The following is an 18,391-nucleotide window of genomic DNA, read 5'->3' as shown; positions in this document are numbered from 1 at the left end:
CTGCGCTCGCTTTTCATCTCGGTTGCGCCGAGGCCCGCAATATACAGCTGCGCTGTTTGCGGTCACCCAATGCACCGGATGAACCGTGGTCGATCTAGCGACACTCGCAATCAAAGTTGACAGCTCCGACGTCCGCGATGGCGTCGATGAGCTTGATAAGCTGAGCGCGGCTGGCAACAAGGCCGAGAAGTCCGTTTCAAGTCTTGGCAACGAGACGTCGAAAACCGGGGCGAAGGTCGGCACGGCGAGCAGCGCCGCCCAAGAATACACAGACAAGATATTGCAGCAAGGTTCAGGCTTGGACGCGCTAAGCGGCAAGACCCAAGGCGCGACTGGTGCCATAATGGGCCTCCAGCGCGGCACAGTATCGACGGCGGCGGCCATTGTGGGCGCTACCGCTGTGACGGGGCTTCTCGGGATCGCGGTTGGCGTTGCGTCGGCAGCGGTAGACATGCTCGTGGAAAGCCTGTTCGACTCTGAAAGCGAGTTGCAAAAAAATGCCGACGCGCTTGGTAAAGTCCAAATGGCTTCCGATGGCGTCGGCGCTGCCCAGTCAGCGATGGGCGAGATGTTCGATCTGGCAACGGGCAAGATCAAGAATAATTCAGCGGCGCTCCGTACAAACCTAGAGCTTCTGGCGGCGCAAAACCTCGCTAATGCGGCTAACGCGAGAGGCATTGCCGCAGAAGCCGTGAATGATTCCGGCGAATATAGTTGGGGCGGTCTCTGGCGCAAGAACGTGCCAGGGCGGCTCGCGGGGGTGTCCAGGAATACGAACGCCAGGCAGCGATTGCAGGACGTCCTTGATGGGAGCCGTTCGCCCGATGATGTTGTGCGTTGGGCATCGAGCCAAGACTTCTCCAATCTTAACATAACACGTGATGAGTACATCAACGCTGTGGTGCGCGCCGCCTCTGCGCCGGGGATGGAGGACACCGCCAGCCGGATTAGGAGTAGTTTGGACAATGGCGTGGCCGACCCATCGTTTAGGACGGAGCCGCGTGTCACGCGGTCACGCTCGACCGGTGGTTCTGGCGGGTCGGGTTCCAGTCGTGCGTCGGCAATCTCTGACGAGCAGCGCGCTTACGATTCCGCGTTGAAATCTGCGCAAGCGTATCAGGACAGCTTAGACGTAGAGACGTCCAAGATCGGAAAAAACATATACGAAATCAAGCGTATGGAAGTTGCGGCAGCCGCAGCCGCAGCGCAGAAAGCTGCGGCGCTTGCCCCAACCACAGCGCAAACGGAAGCGCTTCGCGCGGAAGCGTTCGCCATCTTGGCGGCTGGCGAGGCATGGGAGCAAGATACCCGGTCAAAGGCCGCACTCGACTTTCAGAGCAACATCATCAAGCCGCTCGAAGATGAAATTGCCCTGCTCGGTTTGACTGGCGCCGCGCGCGAAGCAGCCGCGCTTGAACTCGAAAAAGAAGGTTTCATGGCCAAGACTGCGGCGAGCGGCGTCACAGATGTCGTCGCCGCTTGGGAGCAATATTTCACCGCCAAGTCGGCTGTGATCGAGGGCAAGGACATCATCGCTCGCGAGGCAGAGGCGGCGCAAGCGTTGACCGACTCTATCCGCGAAGCTGCTTTCGCTGCCAACGAAATGGGCGACGCGCTCGCCAACGCTTTCGGGCGGGGCGGTGGCGCGCTGGCCGACATGATTTCCATCGTGGCCGAATATCGGGTCCGGCAAGACGCGCTGGCCAAGGAGGTTGCGAAGGGCAACAAGACGCAAGCGCAAGCCGACGCGATCACCAAACAGCAACAACTTAGCAACTTCACCGCCCTGACCGGCGCCGCCAAGACGTTCTTCAAAGAGGGAACGACTGGCTACAAGGCCCTTGAGGCTGCCGAGAAGGCGCTCGCTGTCGTCCAGCTCATCAACACGGCCCGCTCGGTCGCGGCTGGTGCTGCCCGCATGTTCGAAGTGCTTGGCCCGTTCGGCTTCCCCGCTGTGGCGGCGATGCTTGGCGTGATGGCCTCGCTCGGCTTCTCGGGTGGCAAGGGTGGCTCTGCTTCGGTTCCTACCGCAGAGGATATTCAGGCCGCGCAGGGCACCGGTTCCGTCCTTGGCGACAGCAAGGCCAAGTCGGACAGCATCACCGCCTCGCTCGAAATCATGTCGAAGAACAGCAACAAGGACTTGGAATATTCCAACTCCATGGTGCGGTCGCTTCGCGCCATTGAGAACAACATCGGCAAACTGACCAGCCTGCTCGCCAAGCAGTTGGGGGTTTCCGGCGCGTTCGACACCTCGGGTCTTGGCCTCGGCACGACCTCGGGCGGGCTTTCCGGCACGCTGTTCGGTCTTGCTGGCGGGCTTCCCGGCCTGATCGCGTCGAAGCTTCCGATCATTGGGGATATCATCGGCGCGGTGGCCAAGTTCGTGTTCAGCACGAAAAAGACCGTTACCCTGATCGACCAAGGGCTGACCTTTGGCGCGCAGACGGTTGCTGACATTCTGGAAAACGGCCTCGCGGGCAGCACTTATCAGACGGTCGAGATCAAGAAGAAGAAGAAGCTGTTCGGCATCAGCATTTCGAACAGCACTAGCACCTCGACCGCCACCAACCCGCTCGGCAGCGAAATTGGCAATCAGGTGTCGCTCATCATCGGGTCGCTCAAGGACGGCATCCTTGCGGCGGCCGATATCCTCGGGGTGCAAGGCGCTGCTGCTGCGCTCGATGCTTTCTCGGTCAACATCGGCAAGATCAGTCTCAAGGACTTGACCGCCGACGAGATCGGCAAGGAGCTTGAGGCGGTCTTTTCGAAGCTGGGCGACGACATGGCCCGCGCTGCTATCCCCGGCCTCGATGCCTTCCAGAAGGCGGGCGAGGGGCTGTTCGAAACCCTTAGCCGTCTCGCCAAGGACTATATCACCATCGACACGACGTTGCAGTCCATCGGGCGCACGTTCGGCGCTGTCGGAGCTTCGTCGGTCGCGGCTCGCGAGGAGCTGATCGACCTGTTCGGTTCGCTCGACGACTTCGTGGAGCAGACGGCTTTCTTCCGCGAAAACTTCCTCACGGAAGCGCAGCAGATCGCGCCCATCGCCACGGCCCTGTCGGCGGAGTTGACGCGCCTTGGCCTGACTGGCGTGACGACCAAGGACGCTTTTGCGCAGACGGTGCTTGGCCTCGACCTGACCACGACGGCGGGGCAGGAGATGTATGCAGCGCTGATGGCAATCGCCCCGGCGTTCGCGGCTGTGTCTGACTACACGACGAAGCTGAACAAGACGACGGCGGATGGCCTCAAATCGACCATCGATCAGTTCGGCAAGTTCGTCGAAAGCCTGACCAAATACCGCGACCAGCTTTTGCAGGGCGAGCTGCGGGTTGGCAACGTCTATGCGCGGGCGCGGGCGCAGTTCCTCGCTACGTCGCTTCTGGCGGCTTCCGGTGATGCTGGCGGTCTCGGCAGCCTTGAGGGCGTGTCCAAGACGTTCCTTGCGGCGTCGCGCGACAATGCCTCTACGCTGACCCAATATCAGCGCGACGTGGCGGCTGTGGTCAGCGCGGTGGACAAGGGCCTGTTCGCAGCGACCGAGACGGTTGACTATGCCCAATTGCAGCTTGCAGCGCTCGATAACAGCGTTGCCCTACTGACGTCCATCGACGCGAACATCGCTGCCATCGTCCCCGCCAATCAGACGCCCGCCCCGATCGCTGGCACGCCGCCCGCTGGTACCGCGACGCCCGACAATGGCGCCATGGCCAATGAGCTTGCTCAGATTCGTGCGGATCAGGCCGCGATGGCGGCTGACATGGCCAAGACCAACGCGGCGATGCTGCGCTTCTATAATCGCTGGGAATCTGACGGCCTGACGGTCCGCACCGATCCGCTCCAGCCGCTCGACGTGGCAATCCCATGAAGCTGATCCGCCCGTCAACCTTCGCGCTGTCCGCCAGCAATGTGCATGAGACGCCCCCCGCGACCTATAACGCGGGCACGACCTATGCCGCTGGCGCGTTCGTCAGCGTCTACACCGGCACCCTCGCGACCGTCTACGAAAGCCTTGTCGGGTCGAACCTCGGCAACACGCCTGCTTCCAGCCCGACGCAGTGGAACCCCGTCTCGACGACCTACGAGGTTTACAGCGGCTCGAAAGTGTATGAGCTTGGCGAGATCGTCATCGATACGACGTCTCACCGGGAATATCAGAGCCTCACTGGCGTCAACCTCGGGACGGCGACCGTCACGATTGCCACGCCGGGGGTTGTGACCCGCGCCGCGCATGGGCTGGCTGCGAACACCCCTGTCTGCTTCGAAACGTCTGGCGCGCTGCCTACTGGCCTCACGGCGGGCACGATCTACTATGTCCGCAACCCCGCCGCCGATACGTTCGAAGTCTCGCTAACCTCTGGCGGGGCCTCGATCAACACGACCGGCTCGCAGTCGGGCACGCACACGCTCCATTCCGATCCGAACATCGGCTACAGCCTGTCCGATACGAGCGATGACGCCAAATGGCTCGACATCGGCGCCGATAACCGCTGGCGCATGTTCGACCAGTATAATTCCTCCCAGACCATCCGGGACGAGCAGGTTGACGTGACCCTCAATGTGACGGGCCGCGCGGACGGGATTGCGCTGCTCAACGTGCTGGCGGCTACCATCCGCATTGTCGTGAACGACGGAACCAGCGACGTCTACGACGAGACGCATAGCATGGTGTCGGACAGCGGGATTACCGACTGGTACGCCTATTTTTTCGAGCCGATCATTCGCAGCAGTGACCTGATTGTCACCGATCTACCTAGTGTCGCAGCGCCTGAGATTCAGGTGATCGTCGATAACGTCAACGGCTCGGTTGAAGTCGGGACGCTTGTTGTCGGTCAGACGAAAGACCTTGGCGCGACGGTATACGGCGCCCGCATCGGCATTCAGGATTACAGCCGCAAGGTCACCGACGAGTTCGGCAATTTTACCATTGTGCAGCGGGCCTATTCCAAGCGCGCGACCTTCGACGTGTCGGTGGATAACGCCAAGATCGACGCCATCACCGCTTTGCTCGCGACCTACCGCGCGACGCCGGTTGTCTGGATCGGCACCGACCTGTTCGCATCGACCTGGATCTACGGCTTTTACAAGGATTTCTCGGTGCAGGTTCAATACCTGACCAAGAGCAATCTGAGCCTCGAAATTGAGGGGCTGACCTGATGCCGCTTCCCACTATCTCTGCTCTGCCTTCGGCCCCGGCTCGCACCGACCTGCCGGATGTGTTCATCACGAAGGCCGATGCCTTCATGGCTGCGCTCCCGACGTTTCAGGGCGAGGTCAACACCTTCGGCTCCGCGCTCAACGTCTATGTGCCGCCCTCGGGGCTGGGGTCGATTATCGCCGGGTCGGGTTTGACCGGCGGCACGATCACGACGAGCGGGCAGACGATCGCCCTCGACACGTCGGTTGCGGCGACCCTGACCGGCTCGCAGACGCTGTCGAACAAGACGCTCACCGCGCCGGTTATCGCGACGATCAGCAATTCGGGAACGATCACCCTCCCGACCGGCACGCGCACGCTTGTGGCCCGCGACACGACCGACACGCTGACGAATAAGACCCTGACGAACCCTACGGTCACCAACTACACCGAAACGCTCTACGCGCCTTCTGCGGGGACGGCGTTCACGGTCGATCTGGCGAACGGTACCGTCCAGAAGCTGACCAGCAGCGGCAACCTAACGGTGACGCTCCCGGCTTCGGTGCTGGGCAAGTCCTATGTCGTCATGGTTGCCTACGGCGGGACGCACACCCTGACTTGGGCCGGTGGCTCGACGATCAAGTGGGCTGGCGGGGCTGCCCCGACTGCTACGTCGGTCAACGGCAAGATCGATATCTTCGGCTTCATCTGTGACGGCACGAACACCTACGGCTCCCTGATCGGGAGCAACTTCTGATGTTCGCCGCCCACCTCGCCCGATCTACCAACGTCCCGGTCATTCTGCTCGACCGCCTCGTCGAGCATGCCAATTCGGGCGGGGCTTTTACGAGCTTCACCCTAGGCTCGTCGGGCGGTGTTTTCGAAGCGATTGGCGGCGGCGGGGACTCTTACCTGTACAACTGGACCAGCGGTACCCCGGCGAACTTTGAGGCGCGAGCTACCTTGTCGTCTGGCGCCGTGAACGGCGGCACGTTCGGTTCCTGGCTGGCGCTGTCGTCGGCCCGCACGTGGAGCAACACAGCTTCCGCAGGGTCTTCGTCATTCGGCGACTTTCTACTCGAAATCCGCGACGTGGCGACGTCCACTGTGCGCGCGTCGGCGAACATCTCCCTTGAAAGCGATGCACTATGACCGCTCCCGTTATCACGCCCCTGCCGGATGCTCCCTCGCGGCAGGACGACCCCTCCACCTTCGTCACCAAGTCGGATGCTTGGGTTGCTGCACTGCCAACCTTCACCGATGAAGCGAACGCGGCGGCGGCGTATGTCGATGGCGTGGGCGGAGCGGTTGACGCTGCGCTTACCGATCCGGGCTTCATCGCGGTCGCCGCTGATCTTGTGGGCGACAACGATATTGGCACGGTCGCCGCCAACATCGCCGATGTTACCACCTGTGCAGTCAATATGGACGACATTCAGGCGGCCCCCGCTGCGGCTGCGGACGCGCTTACGGCGGCAGCTTCGGTCTACGTGACCAGCAGCGCCCATCCTCTCGCCAGCGGCAACCGCACGGCCACAGCGATTGCCAACGGCGGCAGTTTCACCACCACCCTGACCACAGGCGGCGGAACCATTGCCAACCTCATCAACGGCAGCGTCACGAACGACAATACCAACGCTATCGTGCTGACCGGCATTGCGCTCACCGGGCATGAGCTGTTTCGCTGGATTTTCCCGCTCGGTCGTTCGCTGATCTGCGACAGCGTGACAATCAAGAACAGCGGCACGCAGAGTTACGGCGCTGCCACCTTCTACGCCCTGAAGAACGACGGCACTTGGGTTGCCGTCAGCGCCAGCGCGAATATTGGCGGGGCAACGTCCGTTACCATCGCCCTGACTGCAATCGACAAGGGCGGCTATCTCGGCCTCAGGTGCGTGTTCGACAGCGGCACCGCAGGAAGCGGGCGGATGCTCGAAATCGAGTTCAAGTTCGCCAATGCTGCGCAGGACACGCTCTACAAATTGCCCGCCACCACCGGACGCGGGAAGATGGTGCAGCATCAAAGCGCGATCCCCGGCGACTATGTGCTTGCAGAGCCGCGCGGCTTCTTCCGCACGGTGCCCGCTGGCCATAGCCCGCTGTGCGAATACCTGTTTGACGGCAAGGGCACGGATACCGTCGTCACCGACTATTCGGGCAACGGGAAGCACATCGACCTCGCTGCGGCGGTTACGGCCTATGGAGGCTCCTACCAGTGGGTGAAGGAAGGCCTTCGTCTTGATGCTGGCCTCGCACCGACGCCCTCCATTACGAGCTGGCGGACCATTGTCGCGGTGTGGGAGGTCGATTACGAAGCGACGGGCTATCAGCTGGCGACCAGTTCGACCTCAGGCCAGGCGTTCGTCAACGGCTCCACCTTCAACGGCAACTGCACGATCCATACCGGGCACGGCGGGGAGTCCGTAGCTCCGCTTTACGCGGATGTTTCGGGTGCGGCGGGTAGCTCGGCGTTCAAGCTTGATCGCGGCGGCGCGGTGATGGTCTTTATTGATCGCGTCACCGGACAGACCAGCCAGATTTGCCTTGGTGGGCCGATCACTGCGACCACGACGAACCGCACGGTTCAGATGAAATGCTCGTATCTGGCGGCCTATTCCACCGGCTTTAATGACGCCGAGCGGACCTACATCCGCGACGGCCTCCGCCCCGCACTTGAGCCGCGCGGCATCTATTTCGACTGGCGCGATTGCCGGACCTATCACATCGGTGCCCTGCACGTTGGGCAATCGAACGTCGGGAACGCGAGCATCGCCGCAACGGCGCTCGGCTCGACGAACCTTTCGAGCGCCGCCTACACGCCCAGCACATGGATTCTCTCCGCCGGTCGCCAGAATGAAAACTGGATGAGCCAGCCGCAGGAATATCGGGTCGGCTTCAACAGCATTCCCGGCAGGGGTGATGGCGTCGGCTTCGAAGCGGGTATGGCCTTTGCTCATGAGGAAGCGTTCCAGACGCGCAAGCGCCGATTGGCCATCTGCAAGATCGCTCCCGGCAGCGCGTCCGTCTATCAGTCCGCGAACAACAATAGCTGGAACGTCGCCAACACCGTGGGCGTCGGGCTGATGGGATACGCGCTCAAGCGCTTCTGGTCCATGGAGCAGTATTTCCTCAAGCGCGGCGAGGGTGTGCGGCTCGTCGTCATCAACACGCAGGATGGCGAGCAGGAGTGCGGCGCGACGGGGACCAGTGATGGTGCGCCCGCCGTCTATCAGGTTCGCAAGCAAGAGATTTGGGACAAGTTCAAGGAACAGCTCAAATTCTCGGGCCTCAAGATGCAGATCGGGCAGCTCGCACCTTACCAGGTCGGCAGTCCCCTGACGCAAGCGAGCATCGATACCGTGCGTGCAGCGCAAGTGGCGCTGGTCGCCGCCAACTCGACGGAAATGACGCTGGTTTCGACCGCCTCGGGGCTGCTGCAAGGCGACTTCCTGCACTTCACCCCTGACAACGAAGTGACGCGCGGGCGGACCTTCTACGCCGGGATGCCCACGTCATGACCTTAGTCCATAGGACTCGGCCAAAGGAACGGCAGCGCGATCATAAGCGCCATAAAGGCGAGGGCGGTAACGCCAGCGAGCAAGGCGATAACGCCATTTCGTTGCATCCTTCCCGCATGGGCGGGGCGCGAGGTGTCCGTCAAACAAATTTATTGAATCACAGATGTTTGACTGATTCACCCAGTCGATTTGTCGGGAGCGTCCCATGACCCCCGAACACGCCGACACCATCAAGCACGTCGGAGACGGCGCATCCTTTCTCATTGCGCTGGGGGCGCTTGTGGACCTGCTGCCGTCTGTTGCCGCGCTTCTCTCGATTGTCTGGCTCTGCATCCAGATCAGCCAGTCGGCGCGCTTCGCTCAATTCTCAGCGTGGATCGGGCGGACGTGGGCACGGCTGCGCGGTCGCTAGGCCTGTGCGGGCTGCTCCTGCTCCTTTTCTACGTGCGCGGGGCTGTCGTCCCGGTGGTGATCTTTGCGGCGCTGTTCGGCGCCATGACAACGAGGTGAAGCTTGCAGGTCGATGAGAACCTCTATCAGTACGCCACCGCCACCGAGCGGCGCGCGCTAGATGCCATCGCCGAGCATGGGAGCGGGAAGGCGGCGGAACGCGCGCTAGGGCTGGGTGGCGACACAATCAACAAGGCGGTGCGCCGGGTGAAGGAGCGTGCGGCGCGCGAGGGCTACGCGCCGGGGCATTTTGAGCATGGGGTGGCGTCGGGCTACCTCATGGGCAAGGTCACCGTCCAGCGCGGCCCTGATGGGGCTGTGGAGCGCGTTTGGGAGCGGCAGCACCCTGACAGCCAGCGCGCCTTCGAGGCGCTGCGTGAGGCCATGGAGGCGCTTGCTGCCGACACGGCGCCGCTGCCACCGATCGCTGCGCCATCATACCACGACGCGCGGCTTTTGACAGTCATTCCTCTGGGCGACCCGCATTTTGGGATGCACTCATGGGCTGCCGAGACTGGCGAGAATTTCGACCTCGCGATTGCCGAGCGGCTGACCTTCGACGCGGTTGACCGGATATGCGCGCGGACGCCATCGAGCGACACGGCAATGCTGCTCAACCTTGGCGACTATTTCCACGCGGATAACAGCACCAACCGGACCCCGAACAGCGGCGCGCGTCTCGACGTTGACGGGCGTTTCAGCAAGATCGCGACTGTCGGCGTGCGAGCGATGGTCCGCTGCATCGAAAGGCTGCTTGAGAAGCACCAAACGGTCATCGTTCGGAACAACCCGGGCAATCACGACCCGCACCAAGCGGCGATGCTGTCCATCTGCCTTGCCGCGCGCTTCCACGACAACCCGCGCGTCACCATCGACGATAGCCCGTCGAGCTTCTTCTATAAGCTGTGGGGCAAGACGCTGATCGGATCTACCCACGGCGACGGGGCGAAGCTGGGCGACCTCCCGCTTATCATGGCGGCCGACGTTCCATCGCTGTGGGCGCAAGCAATCTGGCGCGTCTGGCACTGCGGGCACTTCCACCACAATCAGCGGCTCACCGAAAAGGATTGCGTCGGCTGCACGGTCGAGACGCACCGCACGCTTGCCGCTGGCGACGCATGGCACCGGCACCAAGGCTACCGCGCTTATCGCGACCTCAAGGCCATCGTTTACGACCTCGATTATGGCGAGGTGATGCGGCTGCGCTGCGGCGTCGAGGAACTGGAGTTGGCAGCATGACCGACAAGTTCGTCTGGGCGCTGGTCGCCCTGTTCGTCGCCGGCCTGATCGGCAGCACCGTAGGGAGCGCCGACTGGCTTTGGCTGTGCGCCCCGCTTCTCCTGTTTCTCGCCATCGTCGCGTTCGTCTTCTGGCTCGCGCATCGGCAATTGAAGGGGCTAAACCTGTGGCGATAGACGAAAAGCGGTTCTTCGCGCACCTCCGCGCCGGCTTGCTCGGCCCGACGCTCGAAGAGCGCGAGGTGAGCGGATGTAAAGCCATACTTGACGCCTGCATCGGCTGGCGCCCCGCATGGACGGCCTACGCGCTGGCGACCGCCTACCATGAGACGGCGCACACGATGCAGCCGATCAAGGAATATGGCGGGCCGAAATACTATAACCGCCTGTACGGGGTGGAGGGCGACAACCCGTCCCGCGCGCGACGGATGGGCAACACGGCCCCCGGCGACGGCGCAAAATATGCGGGCAGAGGTTATGTGCAGCTTACTTGGAAGTGCAACTACGCGAAGGCGGGCAAGGCGCTCGGCATCGACCTGGTTGGCAATCCCGACCTCGCCATGAACGCCGACATTGCCGCCCGCATCTTGCGCGAGGGCATGGCCTACGGGTGGTTCGGCAAGAACCTGCTCCAGTGCCTCCCCGACACCATCGGCACGCTCGACCAGTTCATCAAGGCGCGCGGCATCATCAACGGGACCGATAAGTCGCTGCAAATCGCCAAGTACGCGCTCGCATTCCAGAAGGCGATCACCGGATGAAACTCCCGTCCCCCGAATGGCGCCCATGGCTCTACGGCCTCGCATGGCTCCTTGGCGGCATTGCTGCCCTAGCCGTGTCGCTGTGGCTCATCACGCTGGTCCGCTGGGGTTGGCCGGCGGATCGTGCCGAACAGCAGCTCACCATCTTGGGCAACGCGCTCTACATCTTCGCCGCGACGAACGGCCTTGTCGTGTTCGGCCTCACCATGCGCGCCGCGATCCGCAACTTCAAAGGCTCGGCAGGAGCGCTGTCCTTTGAAGCGGACAGCCGCGAGGACGTTGTTCACAGCGGCGATCAAGTCACTATCCAGAAGGATGCGCCGTAATGCCCCGGTACTTCGCAAAGCCCGCTCGCTCGTTCGACGATGACGAGTATTGGCCCGAACCTTCGCTGATTACCAGTATCGACGTCTGCGATCATGTGGCGGTCGATACGGGGCTGCTCGACGCGGACGGCAATAGCATCTGGCGCGCGCCTAACCCGCTCGGCTTCGGGAGGGATGACGAATGGTGATGTTCCTGCTCAAGCACTGGCGCCTCGCCGCGTCGATTGCCGCGCTCGCCGCCGCCTTCGGATCGGGCTGGTACGTCCGCGCCAAGATCGCCGACGCCGACATGGCAAAGGTGCGGGCCGAGCTTCAAGAGGCCGTCGATGCTCAACGGGCGAGGGCGGACGCTGCGGCTGCTTCCTACGAGGCGACCCGCGCGGCCCTCAATCAGCAATCCTACGCCACACAGACGACCATCAGGGAGTATTATCGTGAGAACCCCGTCAATCCTGATTGCGCTGCTGGCGAGCCTATCGTTAACAGCTTGCGGACAGCCGTTGAAGCCGCCAACCGGGCCGCTTCCGGCGAACCTCCGCCAGCCGTGTCCGAAGCTCCCACTGCCCCCTGAACCGCTAGTAGGTGAGGCGAGGGACCTGTGGGAGGCCGCGCTCGTCGCAACCTATGGGGAATGCGCAGCTAGGCATCTGGCAGCGGTGAAGGCGACGACGCCCTAGGCGTAACCACCGCCGTTGCACTCGAAATGTCCGTACCCTCCGCAGTCAGGGCAGGGCGGGTTCGGGTCCCATGCAGCGCGGCGGGCCTTTTGCTCAAGATGCCCATGGTAAGACGGGGCAGGGTCTTCGGGGCGGACATCCCGCTTCCAAAGCTCGAACAAAATGCGCTGCGTCTCTATGAACTCAGCACTCTCCGGCGCGCCAGCGTTTCTCGGCTTGTGGCTCATTCCCGTTCCCCCGCGTTCAACCGAACCGCTTCCGCCTGCGCCTTGTCCGCGCTGTCGAAAGCCTCGGGAAGCGTTTCTTCTTCCTCCCCATCCATCTTTACGATGAACCAGTCTCCATCTGGATCGGGGCCGCGTATCTCATGGGGCATGGGGGTGGTCACTCTCCGACCATGGCCATGGCAACGCGCTTAATCCCGAATATCTCGGCGGCCTTCAACTGGTCGTCAATGGGCATCGCGCGCAAAAGGTCGCCGTGAGTGGGGCGCTCCACTTTGCGCATCGCGCGGAACCGATAGCCGCGTTCGGCATCGATTTTTCGTCCCTCTGCGAACGCGGCTGCGATTGCTTCATCGTCCGCGCCATCCTTGAAGGCATCCCAGCCCATCGCCTCGGCCATACAATCCCAACGAGACGGCGCGTGCATCGGGTCGCTTCCACGGGAAACGCAAGCCTCGTAGTCGATCAAGACCACATTCTTGGTCCAGCAATAGGTGGCGAAAGCCTCGGTGGCGGTGCGCCCGCGCCGAAGGTCTGCGATGTATGCTTTGATACTCGTGTCCATCCCATCATCCTACACGAATCCCGCAGAAAAGCGAGGATTTTGTTTGCCCTTCCTCCCCTATTGTGCTAGCAGAATAGGGCGCGGCAGAGCGGGTGGTTCGCTTGGCAACGCCGGCATTTAGAGGCAATGTGTAGTTGCAACCTCGACGTCGGGGGTCGCTCGTCACTCCAACTACTGACGAGCAGCTGGTCAATCCAGCCCGCGCATTTCAGTTGTACGCTGGTATCGTACAACTGCCCTCATTCCCCCGCGTTCAACCTATCCGCTTCCGCCTGCGCCTTGTCCGCGCTGTCGAAAGCCTCGGGAAGCGTTTCCTCTTCCTCCTCATCCATCTTTACGATGAACCAGTCTCCATCTGGATCGGGGCCGCGTATCTCATGGGGCATGGGTGAATTCCTTTGCGGCGCTCGTAGCGCGGCTGGCGAGTTTCCGGCTCGGCGCGGCGTTGCGGGCGCCGATCTTCCACCGCTTGACGTGCTGATTACCCTGCGTGTGAGGGAAGCACCTATCGCTGTTGAGCGACAAACATATCTTGTTCGGGCAACCCGGAACCGGGCAGTCGGGCCAATCGTCCATGATCATTCCCCTTACGCCGCGATCAGTGCGGGCGAGTTCAAAATGGCCACCAAGCGCTCGACATGGGCGCGGTCGATGCCGGTGACAAACGGCGTCTGGACGAAGCGCGGCAACTGATTGGCCAGCATGTCGTCGTCATCGTCCACTATGGCGTAGCACGTCACTTCGGGATGGCAATGGAGCCAAGCTGCTATCTCGCCCCCGCGACGGTCGCCGAGGTAGAGGCTCCCGATCTTGCCGCCGTATGGGGTGCGCCAATCCGGGTGCAGCGGAATCCCGCGCGAGCGCAGCGCCGCCTCTGTGTCGTCGGAAAATCGCCACGTGCTGCTAACGCAAACGATGGCGCCGGTTCGTTCGCAAACCTCTTTGATTAGAGCGATCTTGGCGGGCGGCAGGTATCGGTTATTATTCTCGGGCTTCCACAGTTCTTCACCCGAGAGGACCACGCCGTCAATGTCCAGAAAGAGAACCTTCAGCATCCCAAAACCCTAGCATTTCCGGCGAGTCGCGGCAAGTTATTGTTTGCGATTCCTCCCCTATTGTGCTACCGAGAATAAGCGCGGCGGCACAAACGGATTGGCGTATGCCGGTCGGGTCGAAACGGGGTCGCTCCTCGATCCGCGCACTTATTGGCGGCACCTGCCCAGTCCGGTTGCAAACGGCGAAGTGGTGCGGAGGTATCGGGCAAAGCGCAACCGCGAGGTCACCGACCAAGCACGCCTCTGGCCCGATTGGAAGCGGGAACCGGCATAGATTACCCCGCGCACCTTCTCCGACCTCATGCCCGTTACTGGTTCGGGATAACCGGTCGGGGAGGGGTTACTGGATCACCCCCGCCAGCATAAGCAGCCCGATCAACGCCCCCGCACACGCCATGACCCCGAGGACGATGACAACGCGACGGCCTTTGGCGATCGGGTCCATCACTTATCGCCCTGGTCGCGAAGGAGGATGGCGCGGACGGAGAGGCCGAGTGGTGTGAGCGTCGCACGTCCGGTGCCGCCCTCGATCAAGCCGTCGTCTCGCAGCCGCCGGTAAACGGCGTAGCGCATGTAGATCGTGGCGCGAATAGACGATCCATTGCTGGGGAAGCGCATCAGCGCTGTGATGCGATCGGGGGCGAGGGTTCGCTTATGCGGATGCCCCTGCATCACCCTCGCAATCGCCTCAGCGTCCATCCTGCTTACCTCCTGCTGCCTGTAGAGCGGCGCGGGATGCGGCGGCCACGCTTCGAGGGCTGATACTGGCGTGGTCGTGACCGTGCCACTCAAGGCGGACCTCGTTGGCGATTGCGCTGCCCACCCTCCCCACAACCTCATCCGTCTCCAGATAGGTGCGGACTGCGTTGGCGATGTGCGCGGCGAACGAAGCTGACAAATTGTCGTCGGCAGCAGGGCCATGCCCAAGCGCGTTCGCCCAATCGAAGCGGGCGTTGTCGATCACTTTCGCCAGCTCATCCATGTTTCTTCTCCCCGTTGAGGGTGGCGCGGAGGGCAAGAAGCGCGTCTCCCGCCGCCTTGCCGCATTCCGAGGCACACTGGTCCTTACTGCGGATGCACGGCGCGTCCGGCCCCGCATGGCAAGCGTAGGCGCAAAGCGCTTCGTCAGCGGTTCGCAACGCCACCTCTAGCTCAGCTATACGGGTGCGGAGAGGGGAGGCGTGGGCTGCGAAATCGTTAGCGAGCGCCGTCCGGTACACAGCGGGCACCCCATATCGTTCGCTAAGCGCGTCGAACACGTCGTCCGCCGCCTCGCGATCCTCCTGCCTTACTTCATCGGTCATGTCCGTTCTCCGTGCTTGGAGAGGAGGGCGGCGGTATTCGCCCAATGCGCGCACCACTCGCAAGGCTTACCGGCGATCTCTGGCCGGTTGTCCGCATCCCATAAGCCGGGCACGTCATGCGAGTGCCCCGGCCCCTGAGAGCGGCTGTGGAAATGCTCTTCGATGCCCCGCAGCCCCGCGACAAGTTCGTCTATCGCTTCCTGTTGAGTGGCGATGCGGGTGTTCCATGCGGTGATGGCTTCGGGAGGGGTCTCGGCAGCATTATCGGCCTTGTAACTTGGCCCCTTGGCGCGGCATTTGACGCAGCCAATGGCATAACCATACGGATGATAAACACACACCGGCACGACGTCGTCAAAGCCGCAAAACGGGCACGGCAGCAATCTCTCTATCAGGTCATCGGTCATGGGTTAGGGTTCCTTGGTCTCGTTGGGGATGTTGAGGTCTCTCTATCCTATTGTTGTGGGCGGGGGAGTGCCAGTCAGGCGTTCGGGGAACTGGCACTTGAGCAGTCGAGATTGCTCGACCATCATTTCACAGCAGGCCATGGCGGCCTCCCTCGCCTTGTGGTGCTGTTGGTCGAACATCCGCGCCGAGATCATCGTCGGTAGGTGCGTGACGGTCACCCAAGCGGCGTTCGGTCCGCAGTGCCATTGCCCGTTTTCTGGCCTGTCCTCGGTGAGGTGGATGCGATACTCGTTTCGAGGCTCATTCATTGCTGGCCCGCCTTTCCGCGACGGATCGCGATGGGGTAGATCGACGGCAGTTCCTGATAGTGCGTCGGCTCGTATTTGAGCCTGAGCCGCAGCCCGACGCCCTCGTAATACCATTCGCCGAGCGCGTCCTGTATCGCGACTGCCCACCATCCGAGCAGGCAGTCGTTGCATACCAGCACCGTCGTTTGCGACGGGCAGCGGGCTATCGGCAGCCAGCCGTTCCTATCCTCTGTCATAGGGAAGAACCTTGAGAATGGCGGGCAACGTCATGAGATATCGCCTTTGACCATTGGCCTGCATTCGCGAGCGCGTTGAACGGCGGGCTTGAGGCGATGGTCGTGGTTCATAAAGCCCCACGACCCGCTCGCCTTGCTGGTGTCTACCCAGCCTTCGCAATCCGAGCAAAGCGGCGCTCCACAAACGAACTGTCCAGTGTGGTTGCATTCGTTCGTCGCCTGATCACCACAGACGCAGCATTTCTTGCCGACGTGGCTGGTACAAAAGCCCGTCTCGCCAGCCAGCGCCCCGCATCCGCTCGCATATGCCGGACGATAACGGCAGCCGAACTCTGCTGCGGCGTTGCGGTCAGCGGTCACGACAGCACCCCTTCGCCATCCATGGCTTCGATCTGTGCGAGCAGCGGGTGCCGCCACACTTTCTCGCCGCGATCCTCGACCACAGCCGCGAGCAGATCATAGACTTGGCCGAGTCGCCCATCCTGCCAGCCGCCGACGCCTTCGTAGGTCGAGCGATCGCAGGGCAGCACGGCTTGCAGGGCAGAATCCGAGCGCGTATTTGAATCAGTAGCCATCACGAAAATATCCTTCGTCGTTGGTCAGGGCGGCGCGGGATTGCACTCCCGTTGCCGCCCGAATTGTTTTCCAGCATCCCGCTAAGTATCTGGCCACATTAGGGGTGATTTTCCCTGCCGAAGCGGCGGAAACCGCGTGAATGGTGCATTCTATCTTAACCGACACTTCACCCCTCACAGCTAGGTGTGCGCCTGAAAGGGCGCCACTTTCCCATGTTCCGACTGTTCAAACATTATGTCCCGCACGCCGTCGTCTGGCTGGCGCTGATCGAGTTTTTCGCGCTGCTCGGCTCGGCCGAGGGGGCGTGGCATCTTTATGCGCACCAGGCCGGTTTCGACGCCGGCGAACTTGCCGACCGTTGGCTGCCGATCCTGACCTTCGCGGTGTCCAACGCGCTCGCGATGATGGCGGTCGGCATGTACGGGACCGAGGCGCTGCGCTCGATGGGTTTCGCCACCGCACGGCTGCTCGCCGCGATCTCGCTCGGCGTGATCTTCCTGTCGCTCATCGGCTTTCTGCTCCCCGACGCGACCCTGTGGCGCGCGAACAGCGTTTACGCGATGGCGTTCGCGATCGCGCTGTTGTTCCTGATCCGGCTGGCGGTGACCCAGACCGCGGGGGCCGACCAGTTCCGACGGCGGATTCTGATCCTCGGCGCGGGGCCGCGCGCGGCGCGGCTGCGCACGCTCGCCGACGAACCGGGGAGCGGGCTGACGATCACCGGCTATGTCGCGATGGCCGATGGCGAGACCGCGATCGCCGACGCGGTGCCGCGCGGCGATGTCGCGAACCTCGCCGACCATGCCGTCGCGCTGGGGGCGGGCGAGGTGGTGCTGGCGATGGAGGAACGGCGCGGGTCGCTGCCGCTTGCCGACCTGCTGCGGGTCAAGACCACCGGGGTGCATGTCAACGACATCGCGAGCTTTCTCGAGCGCGAGACCGGCCGCGTCGACCTGGCGACGACGAACCCGAGCTTCCTGATCTTTTCGGACGGATTTTCGGCGGGGCAGCGGATCGGCAAGGTCAGCAAAAGGCTGTTCGACATTTTCGCCAGCCTCGCGGTGCTGGTGATCGGCCTGCCGCTGATCGTCATCGCGGGGATCGCGGTGCGGATCGATAGCAAGGGGCCGATCTTCTATCGCCAGCCGCGCGTCGGGCTGTTCGGCGAAACCTATAATATCGTCAAGATCCGCTCGATGCGGACCGACGCCGAGGCCGCGGGCAAGGCGGTGTGGGCGAGTGCGAACGATCCGCGGATCACCCGTGTCGGCAACATCATCCGCAAGCTGCGCATCGACGAACTGCCGCAGACCTGGTGCGTGCTGAAGGGCGAGATGAGCTTTGTCGGCCCGCGCCCCGAACGGCCGAGCTTCGTCGAGGAGCTGACCGAGGAACTGCCCTATTATGCCGAGCGCCACATGGTGAAGCCGGGGCTGACCGGCTGGGCGCAGATCAACTATCCCTATGGCGCGTCGGTCGAGGATGCGCGGGTGAAGCTCGAATATGATCTCTATTACGCCAAAAATTATTCGCCCTTCCTCGACCTGCTGATCCTGCTCCAGACCGTGCGCGTCGTGCTGTGGCCCGAGGGCGCGCGCTAAA

24 protein-coding genes are annotated in these 18,391 nt (G+C 62.5%); 13 read left to right on the top strand and 11 right to left on the bottom strand.

Features of this window, described 5'->3' with window-relative positions; all coding sequences use genetic code 11:
* The first annotated feature begins 85 nt into the window (after nucleotides 1-85).
* From AC3WS4_RS15210 to AC3WS4_RS15155, 12 genes are all read left to right on the top strand, one after another.
* Complete coding sequence (locus tag AC3WS4_RS15210; RefSeq protein WP_492739433.1) at nucleotides 86-3,874, top strand: hypothetical protein; 3,789 nt, start codon at nucleotides 86-88, stop codon at nucleotides 3,872-3,874.
* A complete protein-coding gene (locus AC3WS4_RS15205) occupies nucleotides 3,871-5,163 on the top strand; it encodes a hypothetical protein (protein WP_492739434.1) in 1,293 nt (430 codons plus the stop codon). Before AC3WS4_RS15210 ends, AC3WS4_RS15205 begins: the two co-directional genes overlap by 4 nt.
* A complete protein-coding gene (locus AC3WS4_RS15200) occupies nucleotides 5,163-5,900 on the top strand; it encodes a hypothetical protein (protein WP_492739435.1) in 738 nt (245 codons plus the stop codon). Before AC3WS4_RS15205 ends, AC3WS4_RS15200 begins: the two co-directional genes overlap by 1 nt.
* On the top strand, nucleotides 5,900-6,295 hold the full coding sequence (locus AC3WS4_RS15195) for a hypothetical protein (RefSeq protein WP_492739436.1): 396 nt from the start codon (nucleotides 5,900-5,902) through the stop codon (nucleotides 6,293-6,295). Before AC3WS4_RS15200 ends, AC3WS4_RS15195 begins: the two co-directional genes overlap by 1 nt.
* Entirely contained in the window at nucleotides 6,292-8,661 is a 2,370-nt protein-coding gene (locus tag AC3WS4_RS15190) for a sialate O-acetylesterase (protein ID WP_492739437.1), read from the top strand. The genes AC3WS4_RS15195 and AC3WS4_RS15190 overlap by 4 nt, the downstream gene beginning before the upstream one ends.
* A gap of 205 nt (nucleotides 8,662-8,866) precedes the next feature.
* Nucleotides 8,867-9,073 carry a hypothetical protein gene (locus AC3WS4_RS15185; RefSeq protein WP_492739438.1) on the top strand — a complete coding sequence of 69 codons (207 nt, stop codon included), beginning with the start codon at nucleotides 8,867-8,869 and terminating at the stop codon, nucleotides 9,071-9,073.
* 101 nt (nucleotides 9,074-9,174) lie between these two features.
* Nucleotides 9,175-10,350 carry a hypothetical protein gene (locus AC3WS4_RS15180; RefSeq protein WP_492739439.1) on the top strand — a complete coding sequence of 392 codons (1,176 nt, stop codon included), beginning with the start codon at nucleotides 9,175-9,177 and terminating at the stop codon, nucleotides 10,348-10,350.
* Complete coding sequence (locus AC3WS4_RS15175) at nucleotides 10,347-10,526, top strand: hypothetical protein (RefSeq protein WP_492739440.1); 180 nt, start codon at nucleotides 10,347-10,349, stop codon at nucleotides 10,524-10,526. Before AC3WS4_RS15180 ends, AC3WS4_RS15175 begins: the two co-directional genes overlap by 4 nt.
* Nucleotides 10,517-11,110 (top strand): glycoside hydrolase family 19 protein, encoded by a 594-nt coding sequence (locus AC3WS4_RS15170; protein WP_492739441.1) that lies wholly within the window; start codon nucleotides 10,517-10,519, stop codon nucleotides 11,108-11,110. Before AC3WS4_RS15175 ends, AC3WS4_RS15170 begins: the two co-directional genes overlap by 10 nt.
* Nucleotides 11,107-11,436, top strand: a complete 330-nt coding sequence (locus AC3WS4_RS15165; protein ID WP_492739444.1) for a hypothetical protein — start codon at nucleotides 11,107-11,109, stop codon at nucleotides 11,434-11,436. Before AC3WS4_RS15170 ends, AC3WS4_RS15165 begins: the two co-directional genes overlap by 4 nt.
* Nucleotides 11,436-11,624 (top strand): hypothetical protein, encoded by a 189-nt coding sequence (locus AC3WS4_RS15160; RefSeq protein WP_492739445.1) that lies wholly within the window; start codon nucleotides 11,436-11,438, stop codon nucleotides 11,622-11,624. Before AC3WS4_RS15165 ends, AC3WS4_RS15160 begins: the two co-directional genes overlap by 1 nt.
* Nucleotides 11,618-12,007, top strand: coding sequence for a hypothetical protein (locus AC3WS4_RS15155; protein WP_492739446.1), 390 nt, complete (start codon nucleotides 11,618-11,620; stop codon nucleotides 12,005-12,007). Before AC3WS4_RS15160 ends, AC3WS4_RS15155 begins: the two co-directional genes overlap by 7 nt.
* A 329-nt stretch (nucleotides 12,008-12,336) precedes the next feature.
* Here the strand turns inward: AC3WS4_RS15155 and AC3WS4_RS15150 are convergent, their stop codons facing one another.
* The 11 genes from AC3WS4_RS15150 to AC3WS4_RS15100 form a co-directional block, all read right to left on the bottom strand.
* Nucleotides 12,337-12,489, bottom strand: a complete 153-nt coding sequence (locus AC3WS4_RS15150; RefSeq protein WP_492739447.1) for a hypothetical protein — start codon at nucleotides 12,487-12,489, stop codon at nucleotides 12,337-12,339.
* An 8-nt stretch (nucleotides 12,490-12,497) separates the two neighbouring features.
* On the bottom strand, nucleotides 12,498-12,902 hold the full coding sequence (locus AC3WS4_RS15145) for a hypothetical protein (RefSeq protein WP_492739448.1): 405 nt from the start codon (nucleotides 12,900-12,902) through the stop codon (nucleotides 12,498-12,500).
* A 239-nt stretch (nucleotides 12,903-13,141) separates the two neighbouring features.
* Entirely contained in the window at nucleotides 13,142-13,288 is a 147-nt protein-coding gene (locus tag AC3WS4_RS15140) for a hypothetical protein (protein WP_492739449.1), read from the bottom strand.
* 201 nt (nucleotides 13,289-13,489) lie between these two features.
* A complete protein-coding gene (locus tag AC3WS4_RS15135) occupies nucleotides 13,490-13,957 on the bottom strand; it encodes an HAD domain-containing protein (RefSeq protein ID WP_492739450.1) in 468 nt (155 codons plus the stop codon).
* Between the two features lie 444 nt (nucleotides 13,958-14,401).
* Nucleotides 14,402-14,656, bottom strand: coding sequence for a hypothetical protein (locus AC3WS4_RS15130; protein ID WP_492739451.1), 255 nt, complete (start codon nucleotides 14,654-14,656; stop codon nucleotides 14,402-14,404).
* Nucleotides 14,646-14,939, bottom strand: a complete 294-nt coding sequence (locus tag AC3WS4_RS15125; protein WP_492739452.1) for a hypothetical protein — start codon at nucleotides 14,937-14,939, stop codon at nucleotides 14,646-14,648. The genes AC3WS4_RS15130 and AC3WS4_RS15125 overlap by 11 nt, the downstream gene beginning before the upstream one ends.
* Entirely contained in the window at nucleotides 14,932-15,261 is a 330-nt protein-coding gene (locus AC3WS4_RS15120; RefSeq protein WP_492739453.1) for a hypothetical protein, read from the bottom strand. The genes AC3WS4_RS15125 and AC3WS4_RS15120 overlap by 8 nt, the downstream gene beginning before the upstream one ends.
* The gene (locus AC3WS4_RS15115; protein WP_492739454.1) at nucleotides 15,258-15,668 is read right to left on the bottom strand and encodes a Lar family restriction alleviation protein; all 411 of its coding nucleotides are present in this window, start codon (nucleotides 15,666-15,668) and stop codon (nucleotides 15,258-15,260) included. Before AC3WS4_RS15115 ends, AC3WS4_RS15120 begins: the two co-directional genes overlap by 4 nt.
* A gap of 305 nt (nucleotides 15,669-15,973) precedes the next feature.
* The gene (locus tag AC3WS4_RS15110) at nucleotides 15,974-16,213 is read right to left on the bottom strand and encodes a hypothetical protein (protein WP_492739455.1); all 240 of its coding nucleotides are present in this window, start codon (nucleotides 16,211-16,213) and stop codon (nucleotides 15,974-15,976) included.
* 30 nt (nucleotides 16,214-16,243) lie between these two features.
* Nucleotides 16,244-16,573: a hypothetical protein gene (locus AC3WS4_RS15105; protein WP_492739456.1), complete on the bottom strand. Its 330-nt coding sequence runs from the start codon at nucleotides 16,571-16,573 to the stop codon at nucleotides 16,244-16,246.
* On the bottom strand, nucleotides 16,570-16,788 hold the full coding sequence (locus tag AC3WS4_RS15100) for a hypothetical protein (protein WP_492739457.1): 219 nt from the start codon (nucleotides 16,786-16,788) through the stop codon (nucleotides 16,570-16,572). The genes AC3WS4_RS15105 and AC3WS4_RS15100 overlap by 4 nt, the downstream gene beginning before the upstream one ends.
* 213 nt (nucleotides 16,789-17,001) lie before the next feature.
* Here AC3WS4_RS15100 and AC3WS4_RS15095 point away from each other — a divergent pair, with 213 nt between their 5' ends.
* Complete coding sequence (locus AC3WS4_RS15095) at nucleotides 17,002-18,390, top strand: TIGR03013 family XrtA/PEP-CTERM system glycosyltransferase (protein ID WP_492739458.1); 1,389 nt, start codon at nucleotides 17,002-17,004, stop codon at nucleotides 18,388-18,390.
* Nucleotide 18,391: the final 1 nt, after the last annotated feature.

The sequence above is a fragment of the Sphingopyxis sp. EU05-FHT14B03 genome (assembly GCF_058790875.1).
Note: the sequence above shows the minus strand (reverse complement) of the source record. Positions and strands in the feature narration are given on the sequence as shown.